Origin of the sequence: Stenotrophomonas sp. 8(2023) (assembly GCF_030345295.1) — a bacterium.
Classification (GTDB): domain Bacteria; phylum Pseudomonadota; class Gammaproteobacteria; order Xanthomonadales; family Xanthomonadaceae; genus Stenotrophomonas; species Stenotrophomonas muris.
Genome location: NZ_CP128404.1, coordinates 3,322,472 through 3,344,050 on the forward strand (window position 1 = coordinate 3,322,472; position 21,579 = coordinate 3,344,050).

21 protein-coding genes are annotated in these 21,579 nt (G+C 66.2%); 10 read left to right on the forward strand and 11 right to left on the reverse strand.

Annotated elements, in window-relative coordinates; genetic code table 11:
- Window positions 1–45 precede the first annotated feature (45 nt).
- From QP609_RS15570 to QP609_RS15580, 3 genes are all read right to left on the reverse strand, one after another.
- Complete coding sequence (locus tag QP609_RS15570) at window positions 46–456, reverse strand: VOC family protein (protein WP_005418291.1); 411 nt, start codon at window positions 454–456, stop codon at window positions 46–48.
- A 138-nt stretch (window positions 457–594) separates the two neighbouring features.
- Window positions 595–1,962 (reverse strand): amino acid permease, encoded by a 1,368-nt coding sequence (locus QP609_RS15575; RefSeq protein WP_014648020.1) that lies wholly within the window; start codon window positions 1,960–1,962, stop codon window positions 595–597.
- 82 nt (window positions 1,963–2,044) lie between these two features.
- Window positions 2,045–2,767: an AraC family transcriptional regulator gene (locus QP609_RS15580; RefSeq protein ID WP_014038112.1), complete on the reverse strand. Its 723-nt coding sequence runs from the start codon at window positions 2,765–2,767 to the stop codon at window positions 2,045–2,047.
- 114 nt (window positions 2,768–2,881) lie between these two features.
- Between QP609_RS15580 and QP609_RS15585 the strand changes: the two genes are divergently transcribed.
- Window positions 2,882–4,972 carry a catalase gene (locus QP609_RS15585; protein WP_014648022.1) on the forward strand — a complete coding sequence of 697 codons (2,091 nt, stop codon included), beginning with the start codon at window positions 2,882–2,884 and terminating at the stop codon, window positions 4,970–4,972.
- Between the two features lie 22 nt (window positions 4,973–4,994).
- Window positions 4,995–5,483 (forward strand): hypothetical protein, encoded by a 489-nt coding sequence (locus tag QP609_RS15590; protein ID WP_014648023.1) that lies wholly within the window; start codon window positions 4,995–4,997, stop codon window positions 5,481–5,483.
- 8 nt (window positions 5,484–5,491) lie between these two features.
- Here QP609_RS15590 and QP609_RS15595 read toward each other — a convergent pair whose 3' ends face one another.
- Window positions 5,492–6,112 carry an alpha/beta hydrolase gene (locus tag QP609_RS15595; RefSeq protein ID WP_289214018.1) on the reverse strand — a complete coding sequence of 207 codons (621 nt, stop codon included), beginning with the start codon at window positions 6,110–6,112 and terminating at the stop codon, window positions 5,492–5,494.
- Between the two features lie 214 nt (window positions 6,113–6,326).
- On the opposite strand from QP609_RS15595, the gene QP609_RS15600 reads away from it, so the two are divergent.
- Window positions 6,327–6,614 (forward strand): hypothetical protein, encoded by a 288-nt coding sequence (locus QP609_RS15600; RefSeq protein ID WP_014648025.1) that lies wholly within the window; start codon window positions 6,327–6,329, stop codon window positions 6,612–6,614.
- Between the two features lie 86 nt (window positions 6,615–6,700).
- Here QP609_RS15600 and QP609_RS15605 read toward each other — a convergent pair whose 3' ends face one another.
- Window positions 6,701–8,824 carry a methyl-accepting chemotaxis protein gene (locus QP609_RS15605; RefSeq protein WP_046431981.1) on the reverse strand — a complete coding sequence of 708 codons (2,124 nt, stop codon included), beginning with the start codon at window positions 8,822–8,824 and terminating at the stop codon, window positions 6,701–6,703.
- Between the two features lie 233 nt (window positions 8,825–9,057).
- Here QP609_RS15605 and QP609_RS15610 point away from each other — a divergent pair, with 233 nt between their 5' ends.
- The 3 genes from QP609_RS15610 (at window position 9,058) to QP609_RS15620 (ending at window position 12,876) form a co-directional block, all read left to right on the forward strand.
- Window positions 9,058–11,061 carry a CARDB domain-containing protein gene (locus tag QP609_RS15610; protein WP_197621611.1) on the forward strand — a complete coding sequence of 668 codons (2,004 nt, stop codon included), beginning with the start codon at window positions 9,058–9,060 and terminating at the stop codon, window positions 11,059–11,061.
- A 170-nt stretch (window positions 11,062–11,231) separates the two neighbouring features.
- Window positions 11,232–12,194: a L,D-transpeptidase gene (locus tag QP609_RS15615; RefSeq protein WP_046432024.1), complete on the forward strand. Its 963-nt coding sequence runs from the start codon at window positions 11,232–11,234 to the stop codon at window positions 12,192–12,194.
- A 4-nt stretch (window positions 12,195–12,198) separates the two neighbouring features.
- The gene (locus QP609_RS15620; RefSeq protein WP_111206450.1) at window positions 12,199–12,876 is read left to right on the forward strand and encodes a M23 family metallopeptidase; all 678 of its coding nucleotides are present in this window, start codon (window positions 12,199–12,201) and stop codon (window positions 12,874–12,876) included.
- On the opposite strand, the gene QP609_RS15625 is transcribed toward QP609_RS15620, so the two are convergent.
- The 5 genes from QP609_RS15625 to hflK all read right to left on the reverse strand — a co-directional run bounded on the left by QP609_RS15625 (window position 12,806) and on the right by hflK (window position 17,634).
- A complete protein-coding gene (locus QP609_RS15625) occupies window positions 12,806–13,468 on the reverse strand; it encodes a hypothetical protein (RefSeq protein WP_197621613.1) in 663 nt (220 codons plus the stop codon). The two genes, QP609_RS15620 and QP609_RS15625, sit on opposite strands and share 71 nt — an antisense overlap.
- A 116-nt stretch (window positions 13,469–13,584) precedes the next feature.
- Window positions 13,585–14,877, reverse strand: a complete 1,293-nt coding sequence (locus QP609_RS15630; protein ID WP_014648029.1) for an adenylosuccinate synthase — start codon at window positions 14,875–14,877, stop codon at window positions 13,585–13,587.
- Window positions 14,878–15,388: 511 nt separating this feature from the next.
- Complete coding sequence (locus QP609_RS15635; RefSeq protein WP_005414170.1) at window positions 15,389–15,574, reverse strand: DUF2065 family protein; 186 nt, start codon at window positions 15,572–15,574, stop codon at window positions 15,389–15,391.
- A gap of 66 nt (window positions 15,575–15,640) precedes the next feature.
- Window positions 15,641–16,504, reverse strand: a complete 864-nt coding sequence (locus tag QP609_RS15640; RefSeq protein WP_014648031.1) for a protease modulator HflC — start codon at window positions 16,502–16,504, stop codon at window positions 15,641–15,643.
- Window positions 16,501–17,634 (reverse strand): FtsH protease activity modulator HflK, encoded by a 1,134-nt coding sequence (hflK, locus tag QP609_RS15645; RefSeq protein WP_005418335.1) that lies wholly within the window; start codon window positions 17,632–17,634, stop codon window positions 16,501–16,503. Before hflK ends, QP609_RS15640 begins: the two co-directional genes overlap by 4 nt.
- Before the next feature lie 153 nt (window positions 17,635–17,787).
- Here hflK and QP609_RS15650 point away from each other — a divergent pair, with 153 nt between their 5' ends.
- Together QP609_RS15650 and pilH are read left to right on the forward strand one after the other, a co-directional pair.
- Window positions 17,788–18,783 (forward strand): YhdH/YhfP family quinone oxidoreductase, encoded by a 996-nt coding sequence (locus QP609_RS15650; protein WP_197621612.1) that lies wholly within the window; start codon window positions 17,788–17,790, stop codon window positions 18,781–18,783.
- 88 nt (window positions 18,784–18,871) lie between these two features.
- Window positions 18,872–19,243 carry a twitching motility response regulator PilH gene (gene pilH / locus QP609_RS15655; protein WP_014648033.1) on the forward strand — a complete coding sequence of 124 codons (372 nt, stop codon included), beginning with the start codon at window positions 18,872–18,874 and terminating at the stop codon, window positions 19,241–19,243.
- Window positions 19,244–19,341: 98 nt separating this feature from the next.
- Here the strand turns inward: pilH and QP609_RS15660 are convergent, their stop codons facing one another.
- Window positions 19,342–20,229, reverse strand: a complete 888-nt coding sequence (locus QP609_RS15660; protein ID WP_197621467.1) for a DnaJ C-terminal domain-containing protein — start codon at window positions 20,227–20,229, stop codon at window positions 19,342–19,344.
- A 260-nt stretch (window positions 20,230–20,489) separates the two neighbouring features.
- On the opposite strand from QP609_RS15660, the gene QP609_RS15665 reads away from it, so the two are divergent.
- Window positions 20,490–20,972, forward strand: coding sequence for a peroxiredoxin (locus tag QP609_RS15665; RefSeq protein ID WP_111206448.1), 483 nt, complete (start codon window positions 20,490–20,492; stop codon window positions 20,970–20,972).
- 29 nt (window positions 20,973–21,001) lie between these two features.
- Window positions 21,002–21,577 carry a ferritin-like domain-containing protein gene (locus QP609_RS15670; protein ID WP_014648036.1) on the forward strand — a complete coding sequence of 192 codons (576 nt, stop codon included), beginning with the start codon at window positions 21,002–21,004 and terminating at the stop codon, window positions 21,575–21,577.
- Window positions 21,578–21,579: the final 2 nt, after the last annotated feature.

The following is a 21,579-nucleotide window of genomic DNA, read 5'->3' on the forward strand; positions in this document are numbered from 1 at the left end:
TTTCATAGGGCGTGTGGACCAAGGCCCACACCCACAAGCATCCGATCACGGGTCCGGCATCTGCCCCAGGCTCAACTGCCACGACACGCCAAAGCGGTCCTGCACCCAGCCGTAGCGATTGCTGAAGTCATAGTCGCCCACCGGCATCAACCAATGGCCGCCCTCACCCAGCACGCGTGCCGCGCGCTCGAACTGCTCGGCACCGGAACACTCGACGAACAGCGAGATCGACGGCGAGAAGGTGAAATCGTGCACGTCCAGGCTGTCGAAGCACAGGTAGTGGGTGCCACCGAGCAGGAAGATGGCCTGGCGGACCTGCCCCGGCACGCCGGCGCCGGCCCCCTCGGGATGGCGTTGCAGGGCCAGCAGCCGGAAATCGGCAAAGGCTTCGGCGTACAGGGCCAGCGCGGCCTCGGCCTGGCCGGTGAACATCAGGAAGGGACGGCTGCGCAGCATGCGGTACTCCTGGTCGACGGGCCGATGACGGCCTGCCTGCACAGTGCCACGCGGAGTGTGTGCCTGTTGTAGAGCCGAGCCCATGCTCGGCTGGCGATCGCGCAAACAGCAGCCGACCGCAGGGTCGGCTCTACAGAATCACGCCTGGCGCATGCGCCGCGCGATGGCACTGCTGGCGGCGATCGTGGCGGTCAACGCCACCATCGACAGGAACTGCAGGCGGGTGTGCGACTCACTCAGCAGCAGGCCGAAGATCAGCGCAAGGATCGCCAGTGCACAGCAGGTCAGCCACGGGAAACCGGCCATGCGGAACGGCAGTCGGGTACCCAGACGATCCGCGCGACGACGCAGCACCAGCTGCGAGACCAGCGACAGCGTCCACACCAGCAGGCAGGTGGAACCGACGATGTTCAGCAGCACCGGCAGCACCCGGTCCGGGAACAGCAGTTCCATTACCGTGGCGGCAAAGCCGAACAGCACGCTGGCCAGCACGGCGATCACCGGCACCTGGCGCGGGTCGGTCCAGCCAAGCACGGCCGGCGCTTCGCGACGCTGCGCCAGCGAATACATCATGCGCGAGGCGCCGTAGAGGTTGGCATTGAGCGCCGACAGCAGCGCGATCACGGCGATCAGCGTGATGGCGGTACCAGCGCCCGGGATGCGGGCGATGTCCAGCACGGCGGCGAACGGCGACTTCAGCGCCTCGCTGGTCCACGGCACCACGGCGATGATCACGCTCAGCGAGCCGATGTAGAACACCAGGATGCGCCAGGCCACGGTGCGGATGGCACGGGCAATGCTGCGCTCGGGGTCTTCGGTTTCGGCCGCCGCCACGGCCACGATCTCGGTGCCGCCGAAGGCGAACACCACCACCAGCAGCGCCGCGCCGATCCCGGCCAGGCCCTTCGGCGCAAAACCACCGTGTTCGGTGAAGTTGCTCAGGCCCGGGGAGGTCACCTGCGGCAGCCATCCCATCAGCAGCGCCACGCCAATGGCGATGAACGCCAGGATCGCCGCGACTTTGAGGATGGCGAACCAGAATTCGAACTCGCCGAAGTTCTTCACTCCGAGCAGGTTGATCGCGGTGAAGAACAGCATGAACGCCAACGCCGCCATCGGTACCGGTATCGCCGGCCAGACCGTGGCCAGCAGCCCGGCCGCACCCACTGCTTCGGCGGCGATCACGATCACCAGCTGCACCCACCACAGCCAGCCCACGGTGGCACCGGCGGTAGCGCCCATGGCGTCGGCTGCATACACCGAGAACGCGCCGCTGGTCGGTTTGGCCGCCGCCATCTCGCCCAGAGCGTTCATCACGATGATCACCAGCGCTCCGGCGACCAGATACGACACCAGGACCGCCGGACCGGCCGCCTGCACACCCACGCCCGAGCCGAGGAACAGCCCGGCGCCGATGGCGCTGCCCAGGCCCATCATGATCAGCTGGCGGGGCTTGAGCGAATGTCCGAGGCGGGACGGCGAAGCGGTCGGAATCGAGTTGGGCATCGGCGGGGCTGGCGGCGGGCTACAAGGGCGACACCTTACCCTGTCCCGTGCCCACGGGGATAGGCACAGCGCAGCAGGCCGCTCAGGCCAGCGCCGGCTCGCCGACGTTCCCACCGATACGGGCACGATAGGCACGCGGCGAGAAACCGGTTTCAGCCTTGAACTTGCGGGTGAAGGCACTCTGGTCGCTGAAACCGCAGGCCTGGCCGATGCAGGCGATGCTGTCGTCGCCATGCAGCAGATGCATGGCCATCTGGATCCGCAGCCGGGTCAGCACCTGCTGCGGGGTCATCTGGAACACCTTGCGGAAGCTGCGCTCCAGCTTGGACAGCGAAAAGCCGGTGATGTCCAGCAGGGTCTGCATGCGCACGTTCTCGGCGTAGTGCGCGTTGAGGTGGGCCAGCGCCAGCCGCAGCTGCTCGTACTGGGTGCCGAGGCTGTCCTTCTGGCCAAGGTCGCGGGAAATGCCGATCAGGCCCTCGATGGCCCCGTCGACCACCAGCGGGCGCTTGCAGGTCAGGCACCAGCCCGGTTCGCGGTTGGCGAACAGGTGCAGCTCCATCAGGTTCTCGATCACCTCACCGGACAGCACGCGGGCGTCCTGGTCAACGTAGTCCGCACTGAGGCCGGTCGGGTAGATTTCGGCCGCCGTACGCCCGATCACGTCCTTGCGCGCGCGCAGACCCAGCCGCCGCAGCATGGTCTGGTTGACGTGGGTGTAACGCCCCTGGCGGTCCTTGATGAAGAACAGCACATCCGGGATGGCGTCGAACAGGGCTTCGATGTCGGCGGGCTCGACTCGCATGCGGCAAGCATACCCGAGCCTGCTTTTGCCCGTACGTTCACCTTTGCCGGACCGTGGTTTAACGGGGCTGGTTCCAGTGTCGTGGTTCCTTTTGATGATCCGGAGCCAACGTCCATGGCCGCCAGCAAGCCGACCGGCAAGCGCGCAACCGTCCCTGCCGAAAGCCACCGCCGGGGCGATGGCGATGAACTGCACCAGCAGGCCGGGGGCAGCCATCCGGCAATGACCACCGACCAGGGCATTCCGGTGGCGGACAACCAGAACTCCCTGCGGCAGGGACCTCGGGGGCCCACGCTGCTGGAGGACTTCATCCTGCGCGAGAAGATCACCCACTTCGATCACGAACGCATTCCCGAGCGCATCGTGCACGCACGTGGCAGCGCAGCACACGGCTACTTCGAGCTGACCCGATCACTGGCAGCCCATACCCGCGCACGCATCCTGACCGAGGTCGGCGTGAAGACGCCGGTATTCACCCGCTTCTCGACCGTGGCCGGTGGCGCAGGCTCGGTGGATACCCCGCGCGACGTGCGCGGCTTTGCGGTCAAGTTCTACACCAAGGAGGGCAACTGGGATCTGGTCGGCAACAACATCCCGGTGTTCTTCATCCAGGACGCGATGAAGTTTCCGGACCTGGTGCACGCAGTGAAGATGGAGCCGGACCGCGCCTTCCCGCAGGCCGCGTCGGCCCATGACACGTTCTGGGACTTCATTTCGCTGATGCCCGAATCGATGCACATGATCATGTGGGCGATGAGCGACCGCGCCATCCCGCGTTCGCTGCGGATGATCGAAGGCTTCGGCGTGCACAGCTTCCGCCTGCTGAACGAGGCTGGCGAGTCGACGTTCGTCAAGTTCCACTGGCGGCCCAAGCTGGGCATTCAGTCCACGGTCTGGGACGAAGCGTTGAAACTGCAATCGGCCGACAATGACTTCCATCGCCGCGACCTGTTCGAGGCCATCCAGCGCGGCGACTTTCCCGAATGGGAGCTGGCGGTGCAGCTGTTCACCGAAGAAGACGCCGACGCATTCCCGTTCGACCACCTGGATCCAACCAAGATCATTCCCGAATCGCTGGTGCCGTTGCAGGTGATCGGGCGCATGGTACTGGACCGCTGGCCCGACAACTTCTTCGCAGAGACCGAGCAGGTGGCGTTCTGCCCGGCCAACGTGCCGCCCGGCATCGACTTCAGCAACGACCCGCTGCTGCAGGGCCGCCTGTTCTCCTACCTGGACACCCAGCTGCTGCGCCTGGGCGGCCCGAACTTCCACCAGATCCCGGTGAATGCACCGAGGTGTCCGTTTGCCAATCATCAGCGCGACGGCCACATGCAGATGCAGGTGCCCAAGGGCCGCGTCGCCTACGATCCCAGCTCGCTGCAGGACGACACCCCGCGCGAGACGCCTGCCGGATTCCGCAGCCATGCCAGCGCCGACGATGGCCGCAAGGGCCGCACCCGCGCGGAGAGTTTCGCCGACCACTACAGCCAGGCCCGGATGTTCTTCCGCAGCCTGGAAAAGCCGGAGCAGGCGCACTTGGCATCGGCGCTGGTGTTCGAGTTGTCCAAGGTGGAAACGCTGAAGGTGCGGGTGCGCACCGTCAGCCACCTGCGCAACATCGATGACGCGCTGGCGCAGCGCGTGGCCGATGGCCTGGCCCTGCCTGCGCTGCCCGACCCGGCCCCAACCGCCACGCCGGTGCGGGACATGCCGCCCGCTCCCGAGGTGCGCGTGATCGGGCGTAACAAGCCCACCCTGCAGGGTCGCTGCATCGGCATCCTGTTCGACGAAGGCTCCGACGCGCGCGTGATTGCCAGCCTGAGCAAGGCCGCCCGGAAGGCAGGTGCAGACGTGAAGCTGGTCGCGCCAAAAGTGGGAGGCGCCACGCTGAGCGATGGCGCATTGCAGGCGGCAGATGGGCAGCTGGCGGGCACCCCGTCAGCCGTGTTCGATGCAGTAGCCGTGGTGCTCAGCCTTGAAGCCGCGAAGGCCTTGTCGAAAGAGAGTGCAGCCGTCGAATTCGTCAGCCAGGCGTGGGCACACCTGAAGGCCATCGCCAGCGACGCGGGCGGCCAGGTGCTGTTGAAGGCGGCGCGCGTCGGCAACGACCCCGGCATCGTCGAAGCAGAAGACGCCAAGGCATTCCTGGCGGCGGCCGCCACCCGCCAGTGGGCGCGCGAGCCCAAGCTGCGCCTGCTGGCCTGACCACAACGACAGGAGAATCGTCATGCCCCGTGGTGACAAATCCGCATACACCGAAAAGCAGAAGCGCCAGGCCGAGCACATCGAGGAAAGCGAACGTGATCGCGGCGCGAGTGAAGGCACCGCCGAACGCATTGCCTGGGCCACCGTGAACAAGCAGGACGGCGGCGGCAAGCGCGCCGGCAGTGCCCGCAAGGGCGCGAAGAAGGCGACCAGCAAGAAGGCGGCCAAGAAGGCGCCTGCCAGAAAGTCGGCCACAAAGAAGGCCGCAACCAAGAGGACGGCGGCGAAGAAGGCACCTGCGAAGAAGGCGGTGGCGAAGAAGGCACCGGCTCGCAAGACCGCGACAAAGAAGGCCGCAAAGAAGACGGCGAAGAAGGCAGCGGTAAAGAAGGCGGGTACGGCCGCCGCGCGGAGCGCCGCCGCGAAGAAGGCAGCCAAGACGCGGGCCGCGAAGAAGACCGTGCGCAAGGCGGCGGCGAAGAAAGCCGCGCGCACGCGTGCACGCGGCTGAGTCTTCGATCAGGAGGGGAGCGCCCTCATCCATGCGGCAACTTCGGCTGCGGCTGCCTCGGCACGGGCCTGCAGCAGTAGATGCGGCCCTTCCAGCGATACGTGCCGGGCATCGGGCAACAAGACCTGCAGCTCGGCCACGCTGGGCGGCCACAACAGGTGGTCCTGTCGTGCATGCAGGCATAACGTCGGCAGCGTGAGCTTCGGCAACTGCGCGCGGACATCGATCTGCAGTGTCGCCGCAGCGCGCTGCCGCAGGATCGCGGTCGGTACCGCAGCGATCGCATGTCGCAGCTCGCGAAGGTTCATGCGTGTCCGCCAATGCCCCAGCAGAAGCCGGGCCAGCAACGCCAGCGGCGGCAGTGGCCATGCAGGGGCAAGCAAGCGTGCGCTCGCCGCTGGCAGCGGCACCGGTCGCCGCGCGAAGGTCGTACTCAGTATCAATCCGCGCAACCCCGGCGGTGAAGCCACCGCCAGTTCGATAGCCAGCGGCCCGGCAAACGATTCAGCCAGCAGCACAAAGGGAGAGATGGGAAGCTGCGCGCGCAGGATCGACGCCAATGTGACGTAGTCCTGTGGCCCGTGCATGGGCAGCGGCAGCACCTGCACGGTAACCCCGTGGTCCTGCATCGCTTCCACGAAGCATGTCGACAGCAGGCCGCTGCCATCCAGCCCGGGCAGCATCACGATCGGGAGCATCACGGCGTTCATCACATTGCTCACTTCTCAGGTCCCTTCGCACGACTCGCTGCCGCGCAGCTTCGCTTATCGGCTCGACCCAGGGAAGTGCACGCCGCTGGTCGCGGCGCTACCCTGATGGCCCCGGACAGACGAGGAAGGCGGCATGCGCAAGCCACGCTGGTTCAGCTGGACCGGCATTGCCCTATGCGCGCTCTATCTCGCGCTTACCACCTGGCTGGTGCTCGATGCCCGGTCCAACAGCGACCCCAAGAGCGCCTACATCCTCATGCAACTGCCGGTGATGCTGCAGACCGCAGCACTCAACGTCATCGGCGTGGGACGCTGGCTTTCCGGAATGACCTGGATCACCGTCTACCTTCTGGTGATTCCTCCCACGCTTGGCGTGCTGTACGTGCTTGGGGCCATGCTCGGCAGCGTCCTGGAGCAATGAGGGCGATCCTCCCTGCTGCCTGAGCGGGCGATGCAAATACGGCCGCTCAAGGCGGCCGTATTCCTGTCACGGGGTCAGCAGCCTGCTCAGGCTGCACGGCGCGGCACGGCCGAAGCCACTGCGCCTTCCACCTTGAATACCGCTACCGAAGTGGTCAGCGCATGCGCCTGTTCTTCCAGCGCGCGGCTCGCCGCAGTGGCTTCTTCCACCAGGGCCGCGTTCTGCTGTGTCACCTGGTCCATCTGCACCACCACCTGGTTGACCTGCTCGATACCGGCGGCCTGTTCCTTGCTGGCCGCTGCGATGTCGCTCATCAGCTGGGTGGTGCGCGAACTGGCCTGGGCGACGCGTGCGATCGCTGCTTCCGATTCAACGGTCACCGCCAGGCCACTCTTCACCTTGGCAGCGGCGTCTTCGATCAGCTCCTTGATTTCCTTGGCCGCGACGCCGGCGCGCTGCGCGAGCGTGCGTACTTCGCTGGCGACCACGGCAAAACCACGGCCCTGCTCGCCCGCGCGCGCGGCTTCCACCGCAGCGTTCAGCGCCAGGATGTTGGTCTGGAACGCGATGCCGTCGATAACGGTGGAGATTTCCGAGATGCGTGCCGAGGACTGATCGATCTCACCCATCACCGAGGCCATCTGCGCCATCGCCTGCTCGGTCTCGCGTACGGCGGCACCGGCGGCATGCGCTTCGCTGTCGGCCTGACGCGCCAGCTCGGCGTTCTGGCGCACGGTGGAGGTCAGCTCCTCCATCGACGCGGCAGCTTCCTCCAGGTTGGCCGCCTGCTGCTCCGTGCGGCGCGACAGGTCGTTGTTGCCGGCGGCCAGTTCCTGGGCCGCGTTGTTGATGCTGTCGGCAGCCACCTGGATGCCCCGCACAATGCCCGTCAGCTGCGCGGTGGTGGTATTGGCGTCGTCGCGCATGCGCGCGAACACGCCGTCGTACTCACCGTCCATGCGTGCGGTCAGGTCACCGTGCGAGATCGCGCGCAGCACGTCGGAAACATCGGCAATGCTGGCCTGCGAACTGGCCATCATGCCGTTGAGGTGTTCGACCATTGCCTTGAACTGGTACTGGAACGCAGCAGCATCGCCACGCATGCTGAAGTCGCCGGCGCGAGCCGCACGGGCCAGTTCATCGATCTGCGCGTTGATCGCCATCAGGCTCTGCTTTACCGCGGCCAGAGTGCGGGTCAGCGTGCCCTTCTCGCCCGGGTAGTCCGGCAGGTCACGGCTGAGGTCGCCGATCGCGTAACGCTGCATCACTTCGGCCATCAGCAGCTCCACCTGCACGTGCGATTCGACCAGGCTGTTGGTGGCCTGCACCATGCGGCCGAAATCACCGGGGAAGGCACTGTCGTCCATGCGATAGCGGATCGCACCCGCTTCGTGCTGCTCAGCCATCTGCAGCTGCGCGCCGATCGCCGCCTGCACGCTCTGCCGCACGCTGGCCATGGCCTCGCCCAGCTGGGTCAGTTCATCCCGGCCACCGAGGCGGAACTCCTGGTCCAGCTGGCCCTTGGACAGCCGCTCGGCCAGGTTCACCGCGCGCGCCAGCGGGCCGGTCAGGCTGCGGCCGATCATCACCGAGGCGCCGATGCCGGCAAGCAGCGCGACGCCGCCCAGCACCAGCAGCTGCAGCAGGCTGCGTTCGCCCAGGCGGATCGCTTCGGCGGCAGCTTCACGGCTTTCCTTCTCCTCGAAGTCCACGCCATCGGACAGCGCCTTGTTCCAGCCGTTGGCCGCTTCCTGCACCGCGCCCAGGGTCAGCGCCACGGCGCCGGGATAATCGCCCTGCTCCATCAGTTCGCTGGTCTGCTTGTTGAGCGGGCGCGCAACGGCACGCTTGGCCGCGATGGTTTCCGCGATGGTCTTGCCCTGGGCATCGCTGGGCAGCGCCTGGTAGGCGGTCCAGCTGGCCTCATAGCGCTTGACCAGGTCGGCGATGCGCTTCTCGTCGCTGCCGCGGTCTTCGCCCTGACGGATCAGCATTTCGCGGCGCACGACCATCATCTGGTTGTTGGCATCGAGCATCTGCGACAGCAGGCGCACCTTGGCCACGCTGACGTCGACCACCTGCTGCATCGCGCGCTTCTGCACGACACTGGCAGTGGCGCCGGTGGCCACCACGGCGGCGACCAGCAGCAGCAACAGGCCAAAGCCCAGCCCAAGACGCCAGGCAACCCTGACGTTCCTCAAGTAGTTCATGGGGGTATCCAATGCGGGGGGATGTGGCCTTATCGGCGGCCTCATGCTGGGTCTTGACCCGTAAATTCTGAACGCTTCGGGCGCGGTTCACGTTTGCATCGCCATTGCCAGCAACGAATGCGCAGCATCTCCGTAGGCGGTCTGATCCACGCGGTTGTTGCCGTTATGCTGGGCCACCGCTGATCTGCAAGATGCCAGACCTCGGCCACCCTCGCCATCGTACAAGGACGACCATGAGGCATTATCTCAGTGCACTTCCGCTCCTGCTTGCCTGCATGACAAGCCCACAGTCCGCGCACGCCCAGGACGCATACACCGGAAGCAACTTCAAGTTTCTCTACGCGTACAACATCATCGGCAATGCTGACCCCGCAGTCCGCTCCCAGCTGACCGAGCTGCACAATGCCGGCGCGAATGTGATTCCCGTGACAGGATGGAATACGGGTGAACTCAGCTCCCGTTTGCAGGCGCTGCGGCAGGACCCGCTGTTATCCAGATTCAAAGTGCTGCTCCAGTTCAACGGACCCGTTCACGACGCCTGGTACGCAGATCCCGGCAGTGCCTGCTCTCCTGGCAACGAGCGTCTACCACACTGGCTTCAACAGGAGCTTGACGCTGTTGCTGCACTTGCCCTGCAGAACTCAGACATCGTAGTTGGTTACTACACTTTTGACGAACCAGCTCTGCCACAGACACCACAGAACCTTGGTATCTGCAAGCGCTTCCAGGAACTGGTCTACGAAAGGCTTCGGCAAGCGGATCCCGATGCATCCGCGCGCCCGGTGATCATCGCCAATCTGATGGGCACGTTGAGCGATGTCCAGATCCAGTACGCAATGAGCCCACACGCACAGGATGTCGTCTTCGTTGACCAGTATCAGAACACCGTCAACGAACAGGTCGCTCAGTACCAGAAATGGAAACGGCACGGATTGCTGGGAGGTGGAATGGTTCCGGTCCTTCCTGCTTTCAACTACACCAGCTGCAATGACCCCGGACTGCGCACCAGCTTCCGGGTGAAACTCGAAGCTTCATTGCAAGCCGTGTATGGAGCGGACCGCCCTCGCAACCTAGGCAGCGCCTACTTTGCGTTCTGGCCGGGTGCACGCCCTGATTTTCAGTTCGACGGGCAGAACTGCCCTGCCATCTTCAACTCAATGATCGATGACCTCACGCATCAACCGGACCTTCAGGTCACGCGGATCGACACGATTCCAAGCCAGTTCCGGGCAGGGGAGCCAGTCCGTTTCCGGGCAACCATCCGAAATGCCGGCAATGCTCCGTCTCCCATGAATCACCACAGTGTCCTCGTCCATGAGGAGGGACAGTGTTTCGAGGGAGGATGCCAATGGGGAATCTTGACCATCAGTCTGGCCCCTGGTCAACAGGCCACCATAGATCTGAACCAGGGACCCAGCTGGACACCTTCGGCAGGGCTGCATGCGATGACCGTGTTCGCTGATGACGCGGACCGCATCAAGGAACTCGACGAACACAACAACGAGTTGACCCGGGAAATCATGGTGGGGGATCTGCCCGATCTGCAGCCATACCTGATCGAAACGATTCCAGCCAGTTTCAAGCCAGGCGATGCAGTGACATTCCGCACGGCAGTAACCAACCGCGGATCAATGCCCGCACCTGCGGGTTGGCTCGGAGCGGTCTATCTGGTAAACGGCGCGTGCCCAGCCAGTGGCTGCCCCTGGAGTGGCCTGACAACGGCCTTGGCGCCGGGCGAATCCGTATGGTTGAGCCCCGCAGGCCCCGTTTGGCCAGCTGCGGGCGGCCAGCAACAGATCACCTCCATTGTTGACGACCAAGGGCTGATCCAGGAGTCGAATGAGGGCAACAACCAGCTGGCTCGAATCATCCAGGTCTCGGACAAGCCAGACCTTCGGATCACCAGCGCCCATTCACAGCCGCTCCGTCCGAAATCCGGCGATGCAACCTCGTTCACCGCAACCATCGAGAATGTCGGCTCGGTCGCCGCCAGCGCGCCTTGGATTGGGCTGATGGCCATGAAGAATGGGCAGTGTTTCATTGAAGGTTGCGTATGGGGCGGCCTCCAGAACTACACCCTGGCACCCGGCGCCAGCGTCAATGTCAGGACTTACAACGACGTCTGGCGCCCGACCCCAGGGGTGCACTCCATCCAGCTGCTGGTTGACGATCAGAACACCGTGAGCGAGTCACGGGAGGACAACAACAGCATCGACATCATGGTTACTGTGGATTGAACATCAGGGCAGGCGGCGACGGATCCGTGGTCGCCTGCCCTCGTTGCTTTCCATGTGCAGACGCGGCCCCGCAAGGGATGGTCACGTTGGCACCACTCATCCCGGCGTCAGATTCTTTTCACATCAGTCCTGCATTGCGCACAGGCATGGTAGTTCCGTGAATGCCGGAGATGCCCATGCGTGTACCCCATCCTGTACTGTTCGTCCTGTCGCTACTGATATCACCCGCCTTCGCGCAGTCCCCTGCGCCCAACCTGCCCGCCCCCATTGCCGAGAAGGCCGACCCGGACACCGCAGTGCGCTCCGCACTGCATGCCCAAGTGCTGCTGGATCGCGCGAATTTCTCGCCTGGCCAGATCGATGGCGAAGTGGGCAGCAACCAGCGACGCGCGGTGGCGGGCTTCCAGGCCGCGCATGGGCTGACCGTGACGGGTGAGCTGGACGACGCCACCTGGAAGGCTCTGCAGGCTGATACGGTGGGGCCGCTGGCCAGCTACACGCTGACTGCCGAGGATGTCGCCGGCCCGTTCCAGCCCATACCGAAAGGACCTGCCGCACAGGCCAAACTGAAATCGCTGGGTTTCAGCAGTGTGGAAGAAGCCCTGGGCGAGCGCTTCCACGCCTCGCCGGAGTTGCTGAAGGTGCTCAATCCCGGCGTGGATCTGACCAAGGCTGGCAGCCGCATCCAAGTGCCCAACATCGCACCAGCGGCATTGCCGAAGGCGGCGAAGATCGTGGTCGACAAATCCGACTCCACCCTGCAGTTGCTGGATGCGCAGGGCAAGCTGATCGCGCAGGTGCCGGTGTCGTCGGGCAGCCAGCACGACCCGTTGCCGATCGGCGAATGGAAGATCCTGGGCGTGTATCGCGACCCGCCGTTCCACTACAACCCGAAGTTGTTCTGGGATGCGCGCAAGGGCGAAAAGAAGGCGACGCTGCCGCCGGGCCCGAACAATCCGGTCGGCCGGGTCTGGATCGACCTGTCCAAGCCGCACTACGGCCTGCATGGCACACCCGAACCCAGCCACGTGGGCAAGACCGAATCGCATGGCTGCGTACGCATGACCAACTGGGATGCGGTGCGTGTGGCCGACGCAGTGGATACTTCGGTGCCCGTGGTGATGCAGGAGTAAGCCCATGCGTCTTTCGCAGCTGATCGTATTGGGCGTACTGCTGGGACTGGGGGCAGGTTGGTGGCTGCGTCGCGATGGGAGTGAGCCGGTAGCCGCCTCGCTGCCGGCAGCGCCATCGGCGGTGTCCGCCGCGCCGGTGGTCGAACCAGCGCCACGCGCAACGGCCCCACCCGCCACCACCGCGCCGCCGGCCGCGCAGGCTGCGGATGCACCGTCCGGCCTGCTGCTGCCGGTGCAGGGCATCCTGGCCTCGCAGCTGCGCGATACCTTCACCGATGCACGCAGCGAAGGCCGCGTACACGATGCCATCGACATCATGGCCGATGCAGGTACTCCCGTACTCGCGGTGGCTGATGGCACGGTGGAAAAACTGTTCGACAGCGAACGCGGCGGACTGACGATCTACCAGTTCGAGCCCAGCGGACGCTGGTGCTACTACTACGCGCACCTGCAGCGCTATGCCGATGGCCTGGCCGAGAAACAGGCGATCAAGCGCGGGGATGTGATCGGCTACGTCGGCAGCACCGGCAATGCCAGCGCCGAGGCCCCGCACCTGCACTTCGAAGTGCATGTCTTGGGGCCGGAGAAGCAGTGGTGGAAGGGAGAGTCGATCAATCCCTATCCCTTGCTGAAGTCGGCGGCACCGATGCCCGGCGCTGCTGGCGCCGCAACGCCACAGTGAAGACAGTCAACGCAGCCCCCGGAATCAGCAGGAACAGCGCCGCCATCTTCCAGAAAAAGAACGGCCACAGCCAGAGGTAGTCCAGGTCGGTCAGCTTCAGCAGACCCAGCGGCGGCTGCAGCTCGATGTCTGCAGTGCGTCCCGCCAGCGCCGGATCCACCTCCAGCACGGTTACCCGCAGCCATGAGCGGCCGCGTGGCAATGCGTCGCCGCGACCGTAACCAAAGTAGGAGGCCATGAGGCCGCTGGACTCAACCGATACCAGCGCGCGGTCGATGCCCTGCCCGGCCACTCCCCAACGCTCCCCTGCGCGGAAGTCTCCATGTTCGGTGGGAGTCTCGATGCTCAGCAGCACTTCAGGGTCAGCCTCTGTACCGTCCGCGGCATAACGCAGGTGCAGCCGCAGTTGATCATCGATGAGGCGGTAGACCGTCACCTCGGCCGTCGCACCCGGGCTCAGCAGCAGAGGCAGGGTCTGGGTACGCGAGGCCAGGCAGTTGGCGATGGCGCCAAGCGCCAGAACCAGGCCGGCCATGCACCACAGGCTCCACAACACCCACAGGGTGACCCGCACTACCGTCCCGCCTTTCACGTTGACATCCTGGTCATCGCGTCGCTTCCCCGCTGGCCTGGCCACACAGTAACGAAAAAGCCCCGCGTGCGCGGGGCTTTTCCTGTCACCAACGCCGGGCATGGCCCGGCGCCACCTCAGGCGAACGGATCCTGCAGGACCATGGTGTGGTCGCGGTCCGGGCCGGTGGAGACGATGCTGATCGGGCAGCCGGCCAGCTCTTCCAGCGAACGCAGGTAGGCGCGTGCGGCCGGCGGCAGGTCGTCCCACTGGGTGATGCCGTGGGTGTTCTCGCTCCAGCCCGGGAACTCCAGGTACACCGGGGTGCATTCTTCCCAGCCCTGCGCGTCCAGCGGCGCGTACTCGGTGCGCTTGCCGTTGTATTCGTAGGCGATGCAGACCTTCAGCTTTTCCATGCCATCGAGCACGTCCAGCTTGGTGATGCACAGGCCGCTGATGCCGTTGATGGCCACGGCGCGCTTCAGCGCGACGATGTCCATCCAGCCACAACGACGCGGACGGCCGGTCGACGCACCGTACTCGGCGCCGCGGTCACGAATGCCCTGGCCGACTTCGTCGTCCAGCTCGGTCGGGAACGGGCCACCGCCTACGCGGGTGGCGTAGGCCTTGGCGATGCCCAGCACGTAGTCGATCGAATCAGCGCCGACGCCGGAACCGGCCAGCGCACCACCGACGGTGGTGTTGGAGCTGGTGACGTACGGGTAGGTGCCGTGGTCGATGTCCAGCAGCGCACCCTGCGCACCTTCGAACAGCACGCGCTTACCCTGCTTGCGCAGGTCGTGCAGGATGCCGGCCACGTCGGACTTCATCGGCTGCACGTATTCGCCGAAGGCCAGTGCTTCGTCGAAGGTCTTCTGGAAGTCGACCGCATCGGTGTTCAGATACTTGGTCAGCACGAAGTTGTGGTAATCCAGCGCGGTGCGCAGCAGTTCTTCCAGCTGCTTCGGGTAGTGCAGGTCGGCGATGCGGATGCCGCGACGCGCCACCTTGTCTTCGTAGGCCGGGCCGATGCCGCGGCCGGTGGTGCCGATCGCCTTGCCGCCGGCTGCGCGCTCGCGCGCCTGGTCCAGGGCGATGTGGTACGGCATGATCAGCGGCGCGGCCGGGGAGATCTTCAGGCGCGAACGCACTTCCACGCCGGAGGCTTCCAGCTCGGCGATTTCCTTCTGCAGCGCGGCCGGCGAGATCACCACGCCGTTGCCGATCAGGCACAGCGCATCGTCACGCAGGATGCCCGACGGGATCAGGTGCAGGACGGTCTTCTTACCGTTGATGACCAGGGTGTGGCCGGCATTGTGGCCGCCCTGGAAGCGCACGACGGCGCCGATTTCCTCAGTGAGCAGATCGACGATCTTGCCCTTGCCTTCATCGCCCCACTGGGCACCCAACACTACGACAGACTGACCCATGACGGGCTCCTCGGTTTGTTGCGGCCATCGGGGCCGCGGACGGGTAAACCGTGGCGGGGCTGGCCAGCACCTGGAGGGCGGCTCCAAACGGGGAGCGGCCGGCGATGGAGGGCCCAGACACGGAAAAAGCCGAACGGGGAGGCCCGTCCGGCTTTTGTGCATTATCCGGGTTTCCGGGGTCCGCTGCCACCTTTCCGACGGACGGCTTCACCGGCCGGTCAGCCGCCCCGCCCGGTCGTGCCGGCCGCTGGCCGGCAATGCCAACCAAGGTTGGCATCTACCAGAGCCTGGCCACGCAGGTGCAGGCCGGTCAGCCGCCCCGCCCGGTCGTGCCGGCCGCTGGCCGGCAATGCCAACCAAGGTTGGCATCTACCAGGGCCAGGCCACGCAGGTGCAGGTCGGTCAGCCGTCCCACCCGGTCGTGCCGGCCGCTGGCCGGCAATGCCAACCAAGGTTGGCAGCTACCAAGGCCAGGCCACGCACGTAGTCGCAGGCGGCCGCGCCGGGGCGTCTAGTGCCGCACCCACCACAACAGGCTCAGGCCGGCCAGCAGCACCAGTCCGCCGAAGCTGCGCAGGGCCGGGCTGGGCAGGTCCAGCAGGCGTTCGGCCATGCGCTTCCAGGCGAACGGCGCGACGAACAGGAACAGGCCTTCCAGCACCGCGACCAGGCAGACGGCGGCGAACAGATCTTTCATCGGAACTCCGGAAAAAGCACGGGGCCCGGCAGTTGGCCGGGCCCCGTGGGGTAATGCCCTGCGACCTCAGCGGTCGTTCTTCAGGTACTGCAGGAACGGGTCGTTCTTGTCGAGCACGATCACGCCGTTGCCGTCGGTCATGGAGCCGCGGTACGCCTCCAGGCTACGGTAGAACGCGTAGAACGACGGATCAGCCGAACCGGCCTTGCCGTAGATGCGGGTGGCTTCCGCATCACCTTCACCGCGCAGGCGCTGTGCATCGCGCTCGGCCTCGGCGATCAGCACGGTGCTGTCACGGTCGGCCTGGGCGCGGATGGTCAGCGACTGTTCCTCGCCTTCCGCGCGCAGCTTGGCGGCTTCCTGCTTGCGCTGGGCGCGCATGCGCTCGTACACGTCGTTGATCACCTGGCTGTCGGTGGGCAGGTCCACCTGCTTGATGCGCAGGTCGATCATCTGCATGCCAAGGCCGGCCACGGCCTCGTTGATTCCCTTCAACTGCTCGGCGATCAGCTCACTGCGGTCGCCGGACACCAGCTGCTGCAGGGTGCGCGAGTTGATCTGGTTGCGCAGCGAATCGGTGATGATCGGCGCCAGGCGGGCGTTGGCCACGCGCGGGTCGCCGCCGGTGGCACGGAAGTAGTCACCCACGTTGGAGATGTAGCCGATGGCGAAGAAGTCGACGCTGACGTCCTTCTGCTCGGCGGTGAAGTAGCGCGCCGGCGCGGTGTCGAGCACCTGGAAGCGGCGGTCGAAGACCTTCACCGTTTCCACCACCGGCACCTTGAAGTGCAGGCCTGGCTTGATGTCCGACCGCACCACCTTGCCCAGGTTCAGCACCATGGCGGTCTGGTCCTCACGGACCACATACACCGAGCCGAGCAGGCCCAGCACCACCGCCACGATCACGGCGATCCAGATAGGACTCTTCATCGGCTGCCCTCCTCACGGCCGCTCGGTCGCCCGGTCGGGCGGCCCACCGGCCGGCCCGGATCACGGGAAGCTTCCACCGCTGCGCCCGGCAGCGACGGCATGACCACGTCCGGGTTTGCCACTGCGGCCGGGGCCGACGTGGTGGGACGGGTGTCGCCGGTCATCGGCACGTAGATCAGCTGGCGGCCATCGCCGCCGATCACCTTGCGGTTCTCGCTCAGCACCTGCTGCACGGTCTCCAGCCACAGGCGCTTGCGGGTCACTTCCGGCGCGTCCTTGTACTGGGCCTGCAACAGGCTGAAGCGCTGCGCGTCACCCTCGGCCTTGGACACCACTGCCTGCTTGTAGCCTTCGGCGGTGGTACGGGCGCGCGAGGCCTGGCCTCGGGCTTCCGGCACGACCTTGGCGGCGTAGGCCTGGGCTTCGTTGATCAGGCGTTCCTTGACCTGCTGGGCACCATTGACCTCGTCGAAGGCCGGCTTCACTTCCTCCGGCGGACGGGCGTCCTGCAGGGTCAGGCCGGTCACGGTCAGGCCGGTCTTGAACGCCTTCAGCAGCGCCTGCAGGCGCTCCTCGGCGGCCACGGCCAGCGGGCCACGGTTGTTCAGCACGGCATTGAGGTCGGCGCGGCCGACTTCCTCGCGCACCGCGCTCTGCGCCGACTGCTCCAGCACCTGGTTGGCATCGACCGTGCCGAACAGGTACTGCTGCGGATCGTCGATGCGGTACTGGACGTTCAGCGAGACGTTGACGATGTTCTCGTCACGGGTCAGGACCGGCACCTGGATCGAGAAGGTCTTGATCTCGGTGGCGTTGACCTTGGTGACCGACTCGATCGGCCACGGCAGCTTGAAGTTCGGGCCGGGCTGCAGGATGCGCGAGAACTGGCCGAAGCGCAGGACCACGCCACGCTGCTGCTCACCGATCAGCTGGAAGCTGGAGAACAGCACCAGCAGCACCACGGCCGCCACCACCCAACGCACGATGCCGCCGTCGAACAGGTCCTTCAGCGGCCCGGGCAGTCCGCCCCAGCCACCACCATTGCCACCGCCGCGCGACCCGAACGGCCCGCGTCGATTGTCCTCGGGGCCTTGTCCGCCCTTGTTGCCGCCGGGTGTATTCCAGGCCATGCACGCTCCATCAAGATGTGGGCTGCGGCGCGGGCCCTTCCCGCGGCGCCAGCCGTGAAACCATTACCGATCATACAAGATGGGGCGGATCGGCAGGATCGAAAGGGCGACGACGGGGTAAGGTGGCGTTTTCCTCGAAGTCAGGCAACGCCGATGGCCCCCACCACCCCGTTCACCGCCTTCCGCATCGAAAACGACGACGCCGGCTATCGAAGCGGCCTGACCCGGCTCGGTGTCGACGACCTCAACCCCGGGCAGGTGCTGATCCGCGCCCACTGGTCCTCGGTCAACTACAAGGATGCCCTGGCCGGCACCGGCAAGGGGAAGATCCTGCGCCGCTTCCCGCTGGTCGGCGGCATCGACGTGGCCGGCACCGTGGTCGCCAGCACCGACCCGGCCTGGCGTGAAGGCGACGCGGTGCTGGCCACCGGCTGCGGCCTCAGCGAGACCCGTGACGGCGGCTACAGCCAGTATGTGCGGCTGGAGTCGCGTGCGGTGATTGCACAGCCGGCCGGGCTGAGCCCGCGCGAGGCGATGGTGCTGGGCACCGCCGGCTTCACGGCGGCGCTGGCGCTGCTGCGCATGCAGGACAACCGCCAGCCCCCGGAGCTCGGCCCGCTGGCGGTCACCGGCGCCAGCGGCGGCGTCGGTGCGCTGGCGCTGTCGATCTTCAGCCGTGCCGGCTACACCGTGCACGCGGTCAGTGGCAAGCCGGACCAGACCGACTTCCTGCGCGACATCGGTGCCAGCGAGGTGCTGCCGCGCGAGGCGCTGGCCGACACCGGCCCGCTGCAGTCGGCGCGCTTCGGCGGGGGCCTGGACAATGCCGGCGGCGCCATGCTCGCCAGCCTGCTGGCGCAGACCGTGCCCTACGGCAGCGTGGTCAGCGCCGGCCTGGCGGCCAGCCCGACGCTGGACATGACGGTGATGCCCTTCATCCTGCGCGGTGTGTCGCTGCTCGGCGTGTCTTCGGCCAATGCGCCGCGCCGGCTGCGCGAAGAGGTGTGGTCGCGCCTGGGCGGTGAGTGGAAGCCGCAGCACCTGGACCGCATCTGCACCGCCGAGGTCGGCCTTGATGGCCTCCGGGCAGTGTTCGAGCGGATGCTGGCGGGTGGATCGCTGGGCCGCACGGTGGTGCGGATCGACTGAACGTCGCAGGCAGGCGACGGACGGCAGGTGCCCCCCTCCCGCCGGTAATGAGCCCGCACTACACTGCGGGCATTACATGGGGAACAACATGGCACGCATTCTGATCGTCGACGACTCACCGTCGCAGCTGTTGGGGATACAGCGCATCGTCGAGAAGCTCGGGCACCAGATCCTGACCGCCACCGATGGCGCCGCCGGGGTCGAAACCGCCAGGGCCGAGCTGCCCGACCTGGTCCTGATGGACGTGGTGATGCCCAATCTCAACGGCTTCCAGGCCACCCGTACCCTCGCCCGCGACGAGGCGACCCGGCATATCCCGGTGATCCTGGTGACCACCAAGGACCAGGACACCGATCGCATGTGGGGCATGCGCCAGGGCGCCAAGGCCTACATCACCAAGCCGTTCTCGGAAGACGAGCTGTCCGAGGTGCTGGAGCGGGTGTTCGCCGGCCAGGGCTGAGACGCGCGTGGTCGTGCCGGCCGCTGGCCGGCAACCACGCGTCACCGTCCCAGGTCATGAAATTGCCGGCCAGCGGCCGGCACGACCGCAAGGCGTGCTCAGATCGACTCGCCGAAGGCCTTGGCCAGATTGCGGTAGGCCTTCTTCTGCGCCTCGTCGGTCGCGGCCGGGGCCACGATCTCGATTTCAACGATCTGGTCGCCGTCCGGGCTGCCCGGCAGGCCGCGGCCACGCAGGCGCAGTTTGCGGCCGGCATCGGAGTCGGCGGGGATCTTCAGCTCCACCGCACCGCCCAGGGTCGGCACGCTGATGCTGGTACCCAACGCGGCCTGCCAGGGCGTGACCGGCAACGTATAGAGGATGTTGCGGCCGTCGACCTCGAACTGCGGATGCGCGGCGTACTCCACTTCCAGCAGCAGGTTGCCGCCATGGTTACCCTGCCCTGCCAGGCGGATCACCTGGCCCGGACGGATGCCCTTGGGCACGCGCACGTCCAGCTGCTTGCCGTTGACGGTGATGCGCAGGCTGTCGCCGCTGTAGGCCGCTTCAAGCGGGACCGACAACTTGGCGCGGGTGTCGCGGTTGGGTGCGTGGCCCTGGTTGCTGAAGCCCGGGCCCGGACCGGCACCGCCACGCTGGCGCGCGAACAGGCTTTCGAAGAAGTCGCTGAAGCCGCCGTTGGGGCCACCACCGCCGAATACTTCCTCGAAATTGAAACCGCCGGCGCCGCCGTAGTTCGGCGGCACGTTGAACTCCTCGCCCGGGCGATAGCCCTGCGCGCGCAGCTGGTCGTAGGCTGCGCGCTTTTCCGGATCGCGCAGCGCCTCGTAGGCCTCGTTGACCGCCTTGAACTTGTCTTCGGCCCCGGCCTCCTTGCTGACGTCCGGGTGGTACTTGCGTGCCAACCGGCGGTAGGCGGTCTTGATCTCCGCCTCGCCCGCGCTCGGTTCCACCCCCAGGGTGGCGTAGTAATCCTTGAATTCCATCCAGCTACCTCGATCTGCTTCGGCCGCGCCGGTGGCGCCGCCCCGGGTTCATTCTACGCGCCGGCGATGCTACGCCGCCCCTCGTGCGGCCCCGGTGAGGCCGACTGATCCTGCGCAATGCCGCTGCCATCCCGATGCCCCAGGCTGTGGCTGGAAGCCCCCGCCGCAACCCTGAAGATGGGGCCTGCACACGGGTTTTCCAATGTCTTGACGCCCCTGTCCCATCCGGCCCACTAGCCTGCCCCAGCAAGGAGTTCCCCATGACCATCCATGTCGGCGACCGCATTCCGGAAGTGACCCTCAAGCGCATCCGCGAGGGCATCGAAACGCTTGATACGCATTCGCTGTTCGACGCCCGCAAGGTCGTCCTGTTTGCGGTGCCCGGCGCGTTCACGCCCACCTGCTCGGCCCGCCACCTGCCCGGCTACGTCGAAAAATTCGAGGCCTTCCGCCAGCGCGGCATCGATGTCTACTGCATGGCGGTCAACGACCCGTTCGTGATGAAAGCCTGGGCCGCCGACCAGAAGGTGCCCGACGGCCTGCTGATGCTGTCCGACGGCAATGCCGAGCTGACCCGCGCGCTCGGCCTGGAGCTGGATGCCAGCGCCTCGGGCATGGGCATGCGCTCGCGCCGCTTCGCGCTGTACGTGGTCGATGGCGTGGTGCGTGCGGCCTGGATCGAGCAGCCGGGCCAGTTCGAGGTGTCTTCCGCCGAGTACGTGCTGGAGCACCTGCCTACCTGATTCCCCACCGCAGAAGGAAACGGCCAGCAATGTCCAGCAAGCCAGCCAAAGCCAGCAAGCCCGCCGCCGGGATTCCCGGCATCAGTGACCGTCAGACCCTGCGCGAGCGTGCCCGGCACAACATCGAAGACGGCGCGATCACCGACAGCTACAGCGCCGACCGCAAGGTGGTGATCAAGCTGCTCAACGATGCCCTCGCCACCGAGTACGTGTGCGTGCTGCGCTACTACCGGCACTATTTCATGGCCAAGGGCATGCTGGCCGACGCGGTCAAGGCCGAGTTCCTCGAGCATGCGCAGCAGGAACAGGCGCACGCCGGCAAGCTGGCCGAGCGCATCGTCCAGCTTGGCGGCGAGCCGGACCTGAACCCGGATACGCTGACCACGCGCTCGCATGCCGAATACAAGGAAGGCAGCGACCTGCGCGACATGGTGCGCGAGAACCTGGTGGCTGAACGGATCGCCATCGACAGCTACCGCGAGATGATCAACTTCATCGGCGACCGCGATACCACCACCAAGCGCATCCTTGAAGAGATCCTGGCGCAGGAGGAAGAACACGCCGACGAGTTCGCCGATCTGCTGGACGGGTGGATCGGGGAATAGCG